This window comes from Duncaniella muris (assembly GCF_003024805.1).
Classification (GTDB): domain Bacteria; phylum Bacteroidota; class Bacteroidia; order Bacteroidales; family Muribaculaceae; genus Duncaniella; species Duncaniella muris.
Genome location: NZ_PUEC01000014.1, coordinates 48,589 through 61,630 on the forward strand (window position 1 = coordinate 48,589; position 13,042 = coordinate 61,630).

The 13,042-nt window shown below is 54.3% G+C and carries 15 protein-coding genes; 10 read left to right on the forward strand and 5 right to left on the reverse strand.

Features of this window, described 5'->3' with window-relative positions; all coding sequences use genetic code 11:
- The first annotated feature begins 69 nt into the window (after nucleotides 1-69).
- From C5O23_RS07265 to C5O23_RS07275, 3 genes are read left to right on the forward strand one after another with little or no spacing between them, the layout of a single operon-like run.
- Nucleotides 70-735 carry a MotA/TolQ/ExbB proton channel family protein gene (locus C5O23_RS07265; protein WP_240597731.1) on the forward strand — a complete coding sequence of 222 codons (666 nt, stop codon included), beginning with the start codon at nucleotides 70-72 and terminating at the stop codon, nucleotides 733-735.
- Between the two features lie 14 nt (nucleotides 736-749).
- A complete protein-coding gene (locus tag C5O23_RS07270) occupies nucleotides 750-1,202 on the forward strand; it encodes an ExbD/TolR family protein (RefSeq protein WP_107032282.1) in 453 nt (150 codons plus the stop codon).
- Nucleotides 1,203-1,253: 51 nt separating this feature from the next.
- Nucleotides 1,254-2,069: a cell envelope integrity protein TolA gene (locus C5O23_RS07275; RefSeq protein WP_107032283.1), complete on the forward strand. Its 816-nt coding sequence runs from the start codon at nucleotides 1,254-1,256 to the stop codon at nucleotides 2,067-2,069.
- Between the two features lie 155 nt (nucleotides 2,070-2,224).
- On the opposite strand, the gene C5O23_RS07280 is transcribed toward C5O23_RS07275, so the two are convergent.
- From C5O23_RS07280 to C5O23_RS07290, 3 genes are read right to left on the reverse strand one after another with little or no spacing between them, the layout of a single operon-like run.
- Nucleotides 2,225-2,803, reverse strand: coding sequence for an RsmD family RNA methyltransferase (locus C5O23_RS07280; RefSeq protein WP_107032284.1), 579 nt, complete (start codon nucleotides 2,801-2,803; stop codon nucleotides 2,225-2,227).
- Nucleotides 2,794-3,621 carry a DUF3822 family protein gene (locus tag C5O23_RS07285; protein ID WP_107032285.1) on the reverse strand — a complete coding sequence of 276 codons (828 nt, stop codon included), beginning with the start codon at nucleotides 3,619-3,621 and terminating at the stop codon, nucleotides 2,794-2,796. Before C5O23_RS07285 ends, C5O23_RS07280 begins: the two co-directional genes overlap by 10 nt.
- Before the next feature lie 36 nt (nucleotides 3,622-3,657).
- A complete protein-coding gene (locus C5O23_RS07290; RefSeq protein ID WP_107032286.1) occupies nucleotides 3,658-4,041 on the reverse strand; it encodes a DUF805 domain-containing protein in 384 nt (127 codons plus the stop codon).
- Nucleotides 4,042-4,250: 209 nt separating this feature from the next.
- Here C5O23_RS07290 and C5O23_RS07295 point away from each other — a divergent pair, with 209 nt between their 5' ends.
- The 7 genes from C5O23_RS07295 to C5O23_RS07325 are packed head-to-tail and all read left to right on the forward strand — an operon-like array spanning nucleotide 4,251 to nucleotide 10,004.
- Complete coding sequence (locus C5O23_RS07295; RefSeq protein ID WP_107032287.1) at nucleotides 4,251-4,703, forward strand: DUF4494 domain-containing protein; 453 nt, start codon at nucleotides 4,251-4,253, stop codon at nucleotides 4,701-4,703.
- Nucleotides 4,704-4,747: 44 nt separating this feature from the next.
- Entirely contained in the window at nucleotides 4,748-5,422 is a 675-nt protein-coding gene (locus C5O23_RS07300) for a YggS family pyridoxal phosphate-dependent enzyme (protein ID WP_107032288.1), read from the forward strand.
- Nucleotides 5,423-5,469: 47 nt separating this feature from the next.
- Nucleotides 5,470-6,633 carry a UDP-N-acetylglucosamine 2-epimerase gene (gene neuC, locus C5O23_RS07305; RefSeq protein WP_107032289.1) on the forward strand — a complete coding sequence of 388 codons (1,164 nt, stop codon included), beginning with the start codon at nucleotides 5,470-5,472 and terminating at the stop codon, nucleotides 6,631-6,633.
- The gene (locus C5O23_RS07310; protein ID WP_107032290.1) at nucleotides 6,623-7,318 is read left to right on the forward strand and encodes an acylneuraminate cytidylyltransferase family protein; all 696 of its coding nucleotides are present in this window, start codon (nucleotides 6,623-6,625) and stop codon (nucleotides 7,316-7,318) included. Before neuC ends, C5O23_RS07310 begins: the two co-directional genes overlap by 11 nt.
- Nucleotides 7,319-7,323: 5 nt before the next feature.
- Nucleotides 7,324-8,373: a sugar phosphate nucleotidyltransferase gene (locus tag C5O23_RS07315; RefSeq protein WP_107032291.1), complete on the forward strand. Its 1,050-nt coding sequence runs from the start codon at nucleotides 7,324-7,326 to the stop codon at nucleotides 8,371-8,373.
- Between the two features lie 50 nt (nucleotides 8,374-8,423).
- Nucleotides 8,424-9,611: a GTPase ObgE gene (obgE, locus tag C5O23_RS07320; protein ID WP_107032292.1), complete on the forward strand. Its 1,188-nt coding sequence runs from the start codon at nucleotides 8,424-8,426 to the stop codon at nucleotides 9,609-9,611.
- A 24-nt stretch (nucleotides 9,612-9,635) separates the two neighbouring features.
- Entirely contained in the window at nucleotides 9,636-10,004 is a 369-nt protein-coding gene (locus C5O23_RS07325; protein ID WP_160631580.1) for a YraN family protein, read from the forward strand.
- A gap of 279 nt (nucleotides 10,005-10,283) precedes the next feature.
- On the opposite strand, the gene hutI is transcribed toward C5O23_RS07325, so the two are convergent.
- A complete protein-coding gene (gene hutI / locus C5O23_RS07330) occupies nucleotides 10,284-11,522 on the reverse strand; it encodes an imidazolonepropionase (RefSeq protein ID WP_107032294.1) in 1,239 nt (412 codons plus the stop codon).
- Between the two features lie 8 nt (nucleotides 11,523-11,530).
- Entirely contained in the window at nucleotides 11,531-13,012 is a 1,482-nt protein-coding gene (gene hutH, locus C5O23_RS07335) for a histidine ammonia-lyase (RefSeq protein WP_107032295.1), read from the reverse strand.
- Between the last annotated feature and the right edge of the window lie 30 nt (nucleotides 13,013-13,042).

Consider the following 13,042-nt stretch of genomic DNA (forward strand, 5'->3'; position numbering starts at 1 on the left):
AAAATCCTCAAACAATCATCTCCCAATATGTTTCAACAAGAATTCGTAGATACGGTAGCCACTGCTGCCATGAGTTATAATGAAGCGGCACAGGCCCAGGCTGCAGATATGGTACAGGAACTCTCCGTGTGGGATCTGACCATGCGTGGCGGCTGGATCATGATTCCGCTTGCCGTGCTTTCGATTGTGTGTGTCTATATCTTCATCGAGCGTTGTCTCGTGATCAGACGTGCGCAGAAAGAAGACCGCTCGTTCATGGAGCGCATCCGTGAATACATCCATGAGGGAGAGATTGAGAGCGCCCGCCGTCTCTGCCAGAAGACCGATACTCCTTATGCACGTCTGATCGGCAAAGGTATCAGCCGCATAGGCCGCCCGATGAACGACGTGCTCGTTACCATAGAGAACACGGGCAATATCGAGATCGCAGCCTTGGAAAAAGGTCTGGCCTGGCTTGCCACAACGGCTGCCGGAGGTCCGATGATCGGCTTCCTCGGGACGGTGATCGGCATGGTCAACGCATTCTATAATCTCGCTTCGGCCGGGAGCAGCGCCAACATCGCTGTGCTCGCCGACGGTATCTACGCCGCTCTCGTGACCACGGTGGCCGGTCTGATAGTGGGTATTATAGCGCTGTTTGCCTACAACTATCTGGTGGCGCGTATCAACAAGGTGATGAATGCCCTTGAGGCCCGCACTATGGAGTTCATGGACCTTCTCAACGAGCCCGCATAAAAAACTTTAAGCTTATGGCTCTTAAACGTCAAAACACCATGATGGCGGCTTTCTCGATGGCGTCGATGACCGACGTTATCTTCCTGCTGCTCATCTTCTTTATGGTGACTTCCACATTCGTGTTCCCGACCGCTCTTGAGGTCAATCTACCTGAAAGTTCCAAGCAGACGGCACTGAAACCCTCCACTCGCGTCTATATAGACAAGGAGGGAGTCATCTATGCCACGGCCGACCAGTCTGAGCCGGTGGCGATGGATGAGAACACGCTTCTCGGCTTTCTCCAGTCCATGTCAGCCAATGCCGCTGACGGTGGTGACAACTACATAGCGGTCTATGCCGATGAGGAGGTCACCTATGGCGCGCTTGTCAGGGTGCTTGATCTCGGTGCGCAGAACAATCTGAAAATGGTGCTTGCCACCAAGCCCGCCCCTGCATCGGCCCGCCCGTCGGCGCAGCAGGCCAGGTGATCAATATTCCAAATAGTCTCCACACTCAATCCCTACAATCAATAAACACAGATGTCCACTGACGATTCAGGGCGTTCACGCCGAAATCAGCTGATAGCTCTCCTTGCCACGGTGCTGTTTCATGCCGCGGTGGCGGTTGTGTTGCTCACACTCTGTCTCCGCTATTCCGGATCCGAGTCAAACGAGCGCGTGTGGCCTCCGGTTGATTCTTCCGAGGTGCTGTTTGGCGGAGAGTATGTGATGGTAGGCGACCGTCAGGAGATAGCTGCCAGCACAAATGAACCCGCCCCGGCTGAGGCAGAGGCTCAGGAAGCTCCTGCCCCGGAGGCAGAGGCGCTTGTCAATTCTGGCGAACCGGCCCAGCCGGCCCCGGTGGTGAGCAGCGAGCGTCCGTCGCCGGCCAAGGTCGAGAAGAAGCCGGCTCCGGAGAAGACCGGTCCGACTAAGGCCGAGATCGAGGCTGCCGAACGGGCCAAGCGTGAGCAGGAAGCCCGTCAGGCTATAGCCAGCAAGGTGCAGTTCGGCCAGAAGAGCACCGGCGGCAATGGATCAGGAAAGGCAGGAAGTGCTGACGGTAATGCAACGGTAGGAGCCGTGAGCGGAAGCCCCGGTTTCAATCTGAAAGGTCGTTCGCTGGCCGACTGGCACACACCTCCGGCCGGACCGCTCGGCACTATAACTGTCCGTGTGACTGTCAACCGTCAGGGCAAGGTGACCTCGGCGTCATATTCGTCAGGTACAGGAGCAGCGGCAGCAAGCCAGTCGACTCGTCAGAGCTGCATAAATGCTGCGAAAATGTCGCAGTTCTCGGTCGATAATGATGCTCCGGTATCACAGACCGGCACCATCACCTATAATTTCAAGTGACGATATTTGCCAATGTGCTGTAAAGGCGGCACACAGGTAGTAGAAATAGAAGCGACACAGTTTTCATTTGCCGGATCAAGGCTGAAAACTGTGTCGCTTTTTTACGTTTTGGATGTCTGCTTTGGATAGTAGCTCCGGATTGTGCTGTCAGGAGGCTATTCGGCAGGAGTGTCATCGAAGGTTGCGGCCTCGGACTCTTCCGGGATTTCGAAAATAGAGAAGTTGACAGATCCGTAGGCGCGGTGTTCGGTAAAGTGAGGAAGTGAGGAAAAATCGTACTTTTTGGAGTGCTCTATGATGAAGATACTGCCGGGGTGGAGCAGGTGTGAGCCAAGCACCATTGAAGGAATATCGCCAAAGTCGTCAAGATCGTAGGGGGGATCGGCAAACACAAAGTCAAAGGCCGTCGACGAGTCGCGGATGAAGCGCAGCGCATCGGTGCGCAGAAGATGCAGATTGCGGTCGCCGAGCTCCTGCTTTACTTTTTCGATGAAGCGGGCCTGGGTGGCTGATTTCTCGACCGATGTGACAGAGGCAGCCCCGCGTGATAGCAGTTCGAAGCTGACAGCACCGGTTCCGGCAAAGAGGTCGAGGCAGCGCAGGCCTTCGATGTCGACCATGTTTTCGATCACGTTGAAAATGTTCTCGCGGGCAAAGTCAGTGGTAGGCCGCGCGGTGATATTGGTCGGGACGTTGAAGCGGCGGCGTCCGTATTTTCCTCGTATTATTCGCATATGGGAGTTACAATAAGATCAAAAGGTGCAATCATGGCGTCTCGGCCCGCCTTGAACATCTGCGGAGGGAATATCACGGGCATGACGCGGGAAATGTAGGTGCGCAGTATCGGGGTGATTGCTTCGCGGACAGTCTGGTCACCGGCAAGCAGCAGCTCGTCGGAGTGCGGGTCGAGACCGAGCCGCTGACGGCAGGCAAGAATATAATAAGCTGCGTTGTCGGGCGTATCGGCCCGGAAAGTGTTGGCCATCAGCAGCCGGTGGCCATCGAGCACAATGACATCGAGTGACTTCTGACGGGCATTCACCACCATCTTCAGATTGTTGCCCTGCGCCCCCTTCGAGGCGAAATAGCGGCTGAGGGCTCCGAGGTGGCTCATGATTCTGATGCGGTGGAATGTGCGGTTGAGAAATCCGCGCAGGTCAGTCTCCAGCCCCATGAGTATGGTCGCGTTTCGGGTTCCGGTTTCATCGGCCTCCATTACGAGGGATGAATTAGGGAAGGCGGCGTTGAAAAGCAGCTGCCGGTCTGATTCGGAACTGCATTCCGACGGAACCACGGTCAGCTCTTCAGTCTCTATGACGCATGTCACCTGCCTGAAGTCGCTCAGAAGTATAGGGTTGTCATAGATGACGCTTTCGATTGCCTGGAGCCTCGAAGACGCATTAGGATCGAGGACAATCCGCCGGTAGATCAGCGAATTGTCCTCGACTATAGAGTAGATTGCCACATGGATCTCATCCCTGCTTATGCGGAGCAGGAGGTTGCATATTTCAGGCTTTTCAATCCGTTGGCTGTCAAAAGATCCGTTTGTCATCAAGTTGATAAAGCAGAGTGTGGAAAGGGGTGTGTATTACTGCTTGACGATGTTGGGAACATCGCCCCACTTGTTGGGTACGGGTTCGCTTTCCTTGACGGTGAACACGAGGTAGATGATACCGCCCACCAGAGGAATGAAGTTAATGAGGAGCCACCAGCCCGAACGGCCGATGTCGTGCATGCGTCTTACCGACAGGCCGAGTGCGGGAAGCAGTATGCCGAGATAGACTATTCCGAGAGCGATGGAAGAGAGTGTTTCGCTCCAGCAGAAAATGACGGAGACAGCAATCATCGCGATGAAAATGAAAAGCATGAACCACCAGTATTCAGAACGTGACGCACGACCTTTGAAATTGCAGTAGTTCACAGTGAGTGCGCGCTTTACGGCCTCACCGAAAGGAAGTTGAAGCTGATACATTGTAAGAAGGTATTAATGTTAAGTTTATGTAATGATATAACCTTGACGGTATAATGCAAAGGTAACAAAAATTCACAAATGAGTCAAATATGGTGAATAAAAATATTCGTGGCGTGAATTCTTTTTAGGCCGGAGTGGGAAAGCTCACGGATTTTGACTAATTTTGCATGAATAATGTATAAAGAACAAAATATAAATATCTGACAAAAATGGCAAACTGGTTTGAGACGAAAGTCCGCTACGATAAGACAATGGAAAATGGCTCGATCAAAAAAGTGACTGAAGCCTATATGGTTGATGCTCTCTCGTTCACAGAGGCAGAAGCCCGTATCTCCGAAGAAATCGCTCACTTCACTTCTGATTTTTCGGTGTCGGCTGTAAAGCGCACCAAGATCGCCGAGATTTTCCGTGAAAGAACCGGTGACAAATGGTATCTTGTCAAAGTGGCGTTCATCACGCTTGACGAAAAGACCGCTGTAGAGAAGAAATCTATTTCGCAGATTCTTGTCGCAGCCGACAGCTTCAAGGAGGCCTATGACAACTTCATGGAGGGCATGAAAGGCACAATGGCCGATTTCGAAATCAATACCATCCAGGAGACTCTGATCATGGATGTATATGACGCTGACCTCTCAGGCGACAGCAAGCCTGCCGATGCATAATCCAAGCACAATCATCTTTGAATTCAACCTTTGAAACTTCGCTTATGGCAGGACACGTCACGGAAAATCTTCAAAGACTGCGCGCCACTCTTCCCGACGGAGTGGTCCTTGTGGCCGTCTCAAAATTTCATCCGTCCGAAGCTTTGGCCGAGGCTTACGAGGCCGGCCAGAGGGTGTTCGGCGAGAGCCGTGCGCTTGAGCTTGAAGCAAAGGCGGCTGAATTGCCTGGGGATATAGAGTGGCATTTCATAGGCCATCTTCAGACCAACAAGGTGAAGAAGGTGGTGGCCGCTGCATCGATGATCCACAGCGTGGATTCAGACCGTCTGCTCCGGACCATCGATACCGAAGCGCGCAAAGCCGGGCGCTGTCCCGGAGTCCTGCTGCAGCTCCATGTGGCCCGTGAGGAAACAAAATTCGGTTTTACACCTGCCGAACTCCTTGAATTTGTCACTCCCCAGCTTGTTGCTTCGCTTGAAGGAGTTGAATTCAGGGGAGTGATGGGCATGGCCTCCAATGTGGATGACGAAGAGCGCATCCGCGCTGACTTCCGTGAGATCCGCAGGGTTTTCGACAGACTGAAATCTACGGTATTTGCTTCTTCACCGCGATTTGACACCGTCAGCATGGGCATGAGCCATGACTGGCCGGTGGCAGTGCAGGAGGGGAGCACGATGGTGCGCGTCGGGACTTCGATTTTCGGCGAAAGAGAATATTGAATTCAATAACAGAGAGGGAGAGGAGACATAAGCAGAGCAGTGACACTATGGCAGAAATCAGGAAAATAGCTATTGCGACAGGCACTCGTGCCGACTGGGGGCTTCTCAGCGGGATTGCGCGGGCTCTGGCCGCACGTGCCGACTGTGAGGTCACAATCCTTGCCACCAACATGCACCTTTCCCCGCGCTACGGCAATACGATTTCCGAGATCGTGGCCGACGGCTTTGCCGATCCGGTCAGAGTAGAGATGCCGTTGTCGGCTGATACAGACTGCTCGACAGTCGAAGCTATGGCCGTGTGTATGTCAGGCATGGCCCGTGAACTCTCGCGTCTGCGCCCTGACCTCATAGTCATTCTCGGCGACCGTTTTGAAATGCTCGCCACCGCCACGGCTGCTCTGATGCTGAGAGTGCCGATAGTGCATATTGCCGGCGGCGAAATTTCAGAAGGCGCCATTGACGACAGCATCCGCCATTCGATCACCAAAATGGCATCTCTCCACCTGACGGCCACAGAGCCTTACCGCCGGCGCGTAATAGCGATGGGCGAGGCTCCGGACCGTGTCATCAATACAGGAGCCATCGGCGTCTATAACATTCTTCATGAGCCCCTGCTGACACGCCGGGAACTTGAAGAGTCGATAGACTTCGATCTGACAGACAAGTCTGTTCTGGTCACATATCATCCGGCTACTCTTGACGATGAAGATCCGGCAGTGCGCTGCAAGGCTCTTCTTGATGCTCTTGACCGTTTTGAGGACCACAAGGTGCTGATGACCTATCCGAACAACGATCCGAGAGGCCGCTTAATCATTGATCTCATTGAAGCCTATGCCGCCGCGAGGCCCGGCAGGGTCAGAGTAGTGCCCTCGCTCGGCAAGCTGCGCTATCTTTCCGCATTGCGCTGCGTAAGCGCTGTTGCCGGCAACTCATCGAGCGGAATAGTTGAAGTTCCGTCAATGCACATTCCGACTGTGGATATAGGTATGCGTCAGCGCGGCCGGTTGTGCGGTAAGAGCGTGATCCATTGCGGCGACAGCACGCAGGAGATCGCCGACGCTCTTTCATATGCTCTCAGTGACGACGGCCGGCGTCTTGCGCGTGAGGCTGAAAATCCGTATTACCGTCCCGACACTCTTGATGTCATTGTAAAGGCAATCGCCGAGACTCCACTGCAAACCCTTCAGACAAAGAAATTTTATGACCGATAACCAAGCGCTCGTCATCATTCCGGCCCGTGGCGGCAGCAAGGGAATTCCGCGTAAGAACATAAAGGAATTCTGCGGACGTCCTCTGATCCACTATTCCATTGAGGTGGCCAAGGCCGTTGCGCCTGATTCCCATATCATCCTTTCGACTGACGATGACGAGATTCGTCACTGCGCCACTCTTGCCGGTCTGCCGGTCAGCTACCGCCGCCCCGCGGAGCTCGGCGGTGACAAAGTTGGATCGCGTGAGGTGATACTCGATGCGATGGACTGGGCCGACAGCGAGGGGCTTATATATAATAAGGTGGTGCTGCTTCAGCCCACCTCTCCGCTGCGGACTGTCGGTGACGTGGAAGAGTGTCTGAAACTCTATACTCCTGACTGCGATATGGTGGTCAGTGTGGCCGAGGCAGCCTGCAATCCGTATTATGACTGTTTTGAGACACAGCCTGACGGCACACTCCGGGTCTCGAAGGGTGACGGACGGATCACCCGGCGCCAGGATGCTCCGAAAGCATGGCAGTTCAACGGCGCGGTCTATGTGATCAATCCTGAGTCAGTCAGACGGATGGCTCTCGGCGAATTTCCGCGACGCATCCCATATGAGATGCCCCGTTCGAGATCAGTGGATCTTGACACGCCTCTTGACTGGACAATAGCAGAAACAATAATCCGAAACACCCATTGAGAGCCATGCAGATCGACAGACATATAATATCTGAAAATGCCACTCTGTCAGAGGCACTCCGTATGCTCAACGACCTTTCAGGCGGAGTAATGACTCTGATAGCGGTAAATGACGGAAACCGGATGACCGGCACGCTGACCGACGGAGACGTGCGCCGGGCTTTGCTTTCAGGCATCGGACTTGATGCTCCGGTGGCATCTGCCATGTTCCGCAGGTTTCATGCTCTGAAGGAGGACTGTATAGATCCGGCAGAGGTCCGCGCGATCCGCCGTCGGGGCATAAGACTGATTCCGGTGCTTGACAATGAGGGCCGGGTGGTCAGAATGATTGACACATGTCTGACCCGGACTGTGCTTCCGGTGCGCGCTGTGCTGATGGCCGGAGGCAAGGGTGAACGCCTGCGCCCTATGACACTGACAACTCCGAAACCGCTTCTCGAAATCGGAGGCAAGGCAATCATTGACTACAATATAGAAGCTCTGGCCGCAGTCGGTGTGAATGACATCAGCGTGACGGTCAACTATCTCGCCGAACAGCTTGAAGAGCATTTCGCCACTCCGGTTGCCGGAGTCTGTGTGAAATGCGTCAGAGAGACAAAAGCGCTTGGTACCATCGGCTCCGTGGCGCTTGTCGATCTGCCGGAAGAGGGTGAGACTATAGTGATGAACTCAGATCTGCTGACCACAGTGTCATTCGAAGACCTGTATCTCCGGCACACATCCGAACAGGCCGATGTCACGATTGCAGTCGTGTCATACAACGTCACTGTCCCTTATGCTATTCTTGCCACCGAAGGCGAGCGGGTGTTGAGTCTGGAAGAGAAACCTTCATACAGCTATTACGCCAACGCCGGCATATATCTATTCTCCAACCGCCTGCTCAGGCGTCTTGACCGTGAAAGCCGCATGGATGCCCCCGATCTAATCGGGCAGGCCATTGCCGAAGGTCTGAAAGTGACCTATTATCCTATCAACGGCACCTGGATCGACATCGGCTCTCCGGCCGATTTCGCCCATGCCCGCGAACTGATGGCTCATGTCCGTCAGACACGTTAAACGATATATCAGAAAGATTGTTAAGTAAATAAATAAAATATTCCATCGTCATGGCTGATTCAAACTTCATAGACTATGTAAAAGTCCTCTGCCGATCAGGCAAGGGTGGCGCCGGTTCGCGTCATTTCTACCGAGCAAAATATGTTCCCAAAGGAGGTCCTGACGGGGGTGACGGCGGCCGTGGCGGTCATATAATACTCCGTGGCAACAGTCACATGTGGACCCTTCTGCCGCTCCGATACCGCCGCCACATTTTTGCCGGCAACGGCCAGAGCGGTTCCGGTGGCCGCTCGTTTGGCAAGGACGGAGAGGACGTGATTGTCGACGTGCCCTGCGGAACTGTTGTTTTCGATGCCGAAACCGGCGAATTCCTCTGCGAGGTGACATCTGACGGCGAAGAGGTGAAGCTGCTTCGCGGCGGCCGAGGCGGTCTTGGCAACTGGCACTTCAAAAGCGCCACAAACCGCACTCCCCGCTATGCCCAGCCCGGAGAACCGGCTATAGAGAAGAGCATTATACTTGAACTGAAACTTCTTGCCGATGTGGGTCTTGTCGGTTTCCCTAATGCCGGAAAATCGACCCTGCTGTCATCCATCTCCGCCGCCCGTCCCAAGATTGCCGACTATCCTTTCACCACTATGGAGCCACAGTTGGGCATAGTATCCTATCGTGGCGACAGTTCTTTTGTGATGGCCGATATTCCCGGTATCATCGAAGGTGCGAGCGAGGGCAAGGGCCTTGGACTGCGTTTCCTGCGCCATATAGAGCGCAACGCCGTGCTTCTATTCATGGTGCCCGCTGACGCTGACGACATAAAGGCGCAATACGATATCCTTGTCGGCGAACTCGAACGGTTCAACCCCCAGCTGTCAGACAAGCCACGTGTGCTTGCCGTGTCAAAGAGCGATATGCTTGATGAGGAACTCATGGCTGAGATCGAGGCAACCCTGCCTGAAGGAGTGCCCCACATCTTCATTTCCGCAGTGACAGGCATGGGCCTCACGGAGTTGAAAGATATACTTTGGCGCGAGATCACTGACGAACGCAACCGCATAGACACGGCACCGATCACTCATAGGCCGCTTGACGGGCATCACCGTGTGCGTGAGGAAGATGAATTCATCTTCGAAAACGTACCTGCTCCGGCTGATGACGAAGAGGAATTCATTGACGATGAGGATTTCGAGGGTGAGGACTACGGCTATGAGATGCTCGACGAAGATGACTATGATGTCTGATCTGTAAAACGTTGACTGAAACCGGTGGCCGGGCATAATGAATTAGGCAGATGGGGTGAGGTGATAGCGCGTGAGCTGCTTCTCACCCAAGGCTATGCCATATGTGGCGAGAACATTCGTATCAGCGGCGTGGAGATTGACTTCATCGCCACGAAAGACGATGTGATCTGCTTTGTCGAGGTGAAGACCCGGTCGACTGACTTTGTGGACCCGGTCGAAGCCATTGACCGGCGTAAGCGCAGCCGCCTTGTCAAAGCCGCCGATTCCTATATGCGTCAGTATGAGATTCCTCTCGAACCGCGTTTTGACATAGTCATCATCATCGGATCGCCGGAATCATATACAATCGAGCATATACCAGACGCCTTTCTTCCCTCGCTCAACAACCGTTGAACAGGCTTTTTGAAACTTTTTTGTGTGTCTCCGCATTATCGCACTAAACCGGTTTGCAGAGGCACTATTTTTGTGTCAGGTTTTTTCATAGCAAGTATCCAGACACACTCTCAAAAAAATTTTTATGGCGACAACGGTTTTAAAAGCACTATTTCACGGCATCAGACACAGTAAAAAGACAACGGCATCGGGTTCGGGCGCAATCTGCGGTCCCTGAGTCCGATACCGTTTGAAAATTCAGTAGATTGTATGGATTCAATATCTGTGCGGTCCGCTTTGTCAGGCTTCGACCTCGCGGCCTTTGAGCCACACGCGGCTTATGAGCGGAGTGGCGTAGGCATAGGGGAAGAAGTCGAGCGATGACATCGGCTTTGTGAGATAGAAGCTGGCAATCTTGCCGGGGGCAATCGAGCCGTAGTCGCGGCTTTCGTTCATGGCGTAGGCTCCGTTGATGGTAGTGGCGTTTATAGCCTCGGCCGGAGTCATTTTCATTTTGATGCATCCGAGCGACATGACCATGCGCATGTTGCCTGATGGCGATGAGCCGGGATTGTAGTCTGAGGCGAGGGCAACGATGGCTCCGCTGTCAATGGCTTTGCGGGCCGGACCATAAGGCATTCCGAGGAAGAAAGAGGCTCCGGGGAGCATAGTGGCTACGGTCTGACCGGCGGCCAGAATTTCGATTTCCTCTTCTCCGATGCGTTCGAGGTGGTCGACAGACAGAGCCTTGTGGGCCACTCCGACCTGCACTCCGCCTGAGACAGCGAGCTCATTGGCATGGATCTTCGGGCGCAGGCCGTAGCGGGCTCCTGCTTCAAGAATGCGGTCAGTCTCTTCGATAGTGAAGAATCCGGTGTCGCAGAAAACATCTACGAAGTCTGCCAGACCTTCGGCTGCCACGGCGGGAATCATCTCCTTGCAGACAAGATCCACATACTCGCCCTGGCGTCCCGAATAGGCACGTCCTACGGCATGTGCGCCCAGAAACGTCGCCTTTACCTTCAGCGGTGTGCTTTCGGCTATGCGCTTTATGACGCGGAGCATTTTCATCTCGTCGGCGGTGGTCAGGCCGTAGCCGCTTTTGATTTCTACGCATCCGGTGCCCATTGCCATGATCTCGTGCACTCGCGTCATAGCCTGGCGGTAGAGTTCCTTTTCCGGAGTTTCATGAAGCAGATCAGCGGAGTTGAGTATGCCGCCTCCGCGTTTTGCGATCTCCTCGTAGCTCAGACCGTTGATCTTGTCAATAAACTCGCGTTCACGGCTGCCGGCATAGACTATATGGGTGTGGGAGTCGCAGAACGCCGGGAATATATATCCGCCCTTGGCGTCGATACACAGTTCTCCCGGTTCTGCCTCAGGACATGAATCCATTGAGCCGAAAGCGCTGAAGCGGTCTTTTTCGGTGCGGAGCCAGGCGTTTTCGATCAGACCGATAGTGCTCATCTCTTTTCCGCGGAGGAAAAGGGTGTCCCCGCCGTCACTGCCGACGAGGACTCCGATATTGGTGATCAGCATTGTGAGAATCAGGGATTGGTGCGTAGGAATTCAACGGAGGCAGCGATGTAGGGCGACATGACGGTGTCATTGTCAATGAACGGCACGACTTTGCGGTATGCCTTGTGCCAGGCTTCGAGTTCCGGCGATGACTTGAGCGGACGCCGCAGGTCAAGTGCCTGGGCTGCGTTGAAAAGTTCGATGGCAAGCACGCGTTCGGTGTTGTCGACCACGCGGCAAAGTTTTGTGGCCGAGTTGCCGCCCATCGAGACGTGGTCTTCCTGCCCCTGCGAGGAGGGGATCGAGTCGCAGCTCGTGGGCCAGCAGTAGCCTTTTGACTGGTTGACAATCGAGGCTGCCGCATACTGCGGAATCATGAATCCGCTGTTGAGGCCGGGGTTGGCCACAAGGAATGGCGGCAGGTTGCGGGCTCCGGAGATCAGACGGTAGATGCGGCGTTCGGAAATGCTGCCGAGCTCGGCTATGGCAAGGGCGAGATAGTCCATCGGCAGGGCTATGGGTTCGCCGTGGAAATTTCCGGCAGAGACTATGATGTCTTCTTCAGGGAAGATAGTGGGATTGTCAGTCGGAGAGTTGATTTCTGTCTCGATCACGTTGCCTGCATAAGCGAGAGCGTCTTTGACTGCTCCGTGGACCTGAGGCATGCAGCGGAATGAATAGGGGTCCTGCACATGCTTTTTGGGCTGGCTGATGAGTTCGCTGCCTTCGAGATGGCTGCGTACGGCACGGGCGGTGGCAAGCTGGCCCGGATGAGGACGCACGGCGTTGACCGAATCGCCGAACGGTTCGATGCGGCCGTCAAATGCATCGAGTGACATTGCGCCGATTTTGTCAGCGAGCGCGCTCAGGCGGCGAGCGCGGAGGATGGCATGGACAGCGTGTGACGACATGAACTGGGTGCCGTTCAGAAGTGCGAGCCCCTCTTTGGACACGAGTCTTACCGGCTGCCATCCTTTTTCGGCAAGTACTTCGGCCGCCGGACGGATCTCACCTTTATATAATACTTCGCCGAGTCCGAGCAGAGGAAGGCACATGTTGGCAAGTGGCGCGAGGTCGCCTGAGGCTCCTAAGGAGCCGAGCTGATAGATGACCGGGAGGATATCGTCATTGAAGAAGTCGACAAGGCGCTGCACTGTTGACAGTTGTACGCCTGAATTGCCGAATGACAGAGACATGATCTTGGTGAGAAGCATGATCTTGACAATCTGCGGGTCGACTTTTTCGCCGCAGCCGCAGGCATGTGACTTTACCAGGTTTTCCTGTAGCTTTGAAAGGTCCTGGCTGTCAATGGATATGTTGCAGAGCGAGCCGAAACCGGTGGTGATGCCGTAGATTGGATGGTCACATTCGCTGATTTTGTCATCGAGATATTGACGGCAGCGGGTTATGCGGCTTACGGCTTCGTCGCTGAGCGCTATTTTCAGTTTGTTTTCGATTATTTCGCCTACGCGCTGGATGGTGAGGCGTTCGGGGCTGATATAATGGATCATGGATGAGTAGTAGATTTGGGTGGGTGGAGA

Bases quoted from the DNA above. Each gene is read 5' to 3' on its own strand.
- C5O23_RS07295 (WP_107032287.1), top strand. From the start codon at position 4,251: ATGGCAAACTGGTTTGAGACGAAAGTCCGCTACGATAAGACAATGGAA.
- C5O23_RS07275 (WP_107032283.1), top strand. From the start codon at position 1,254: ATGTCCACTGACGATTCAGGGCGTTCACGCCGAAATCAGCTGATAGCT.
- C5O23_RS07300 (WP_107032288.1), top strand. From the start codon at position 4,748: ATGGCAGGACACGTCACGGAAAATCTTCAAAGACTGCGCGCCACTCTT.
- C5O23_RS07315 (WP_107032291.1), top strand. From the start codon at position 7,324: ATGCAGATCGACAGACATATAATATCTGAAAATGCCACTCTGTCAGAG.
- C5O23_RS07285 (WP_107032285.1), bottom strand. From the start codon at position 3,621: ATGACAAACGGATCTTTTGACAGCCAACGGATTGAAAAGCCTGAAATA.
- hutH (WP_107032295.1), bottom strand. From the start codon at position 13,012: ATGATCCATTATATCAGCCCCGAACGCCTCACCATCCAGCGCGTAGGC.
- neuC (WP_107032289.1), top strand. From the start codon at position 5,470: ATGGCAGAAATCAGGAAAATAGCTATTGCGACAGGCACTCGTGCCGAC.
- C5O23_RS07310 (WP_107032290.1), top strand. From the start codon at position 6,623: ATGACCGATAACCAAGCGCTCGTCATCATTCCGGCCCGTGGCGGCAGC.
- hutI (WP_107032294.1), bottom strand. From the start codon at position 11,522: ATGCTGATCACCAATATCGGAGTCCTCGTCGGCAGTGACGGCGGGGAC.
- C5O23_RS07265 (WP_240597731.1), top strand. From the start codon at position 70: ATGAGTTATAATGAAGCGGCACAGGCCCAGGCTGCAGATATGGTACAG.
- C5O23_RS07280 (WP_107032284.1), bottom strand. From the start codon at position 2,803: ATGCGAATAATACGAGGAAAATACGGACGCCGCCGCTTCAACGTCCCG.
- C5O23_RS07290 (WP_107032286.1), bottom strand. From the start codon at position 4,041: ATGTATCAGCTTCAACTTCCTTTCGGTGAGGCCGTAAAGCGCGCACTC.
- C5O23_RS07270 (WP_107032282.1), top strand. From the start codon at position 750: ATGGCTCTTAAACGTCAAAACACCATGATGGCGGCTTTCTCGATGGCG.
- obgE (WP_107032292.1), top strand. From the start codon at position 8,424: ATGGCTGATTCAAACTTCATAGACTATGTAAAAGTCCTCTGCCGATCA.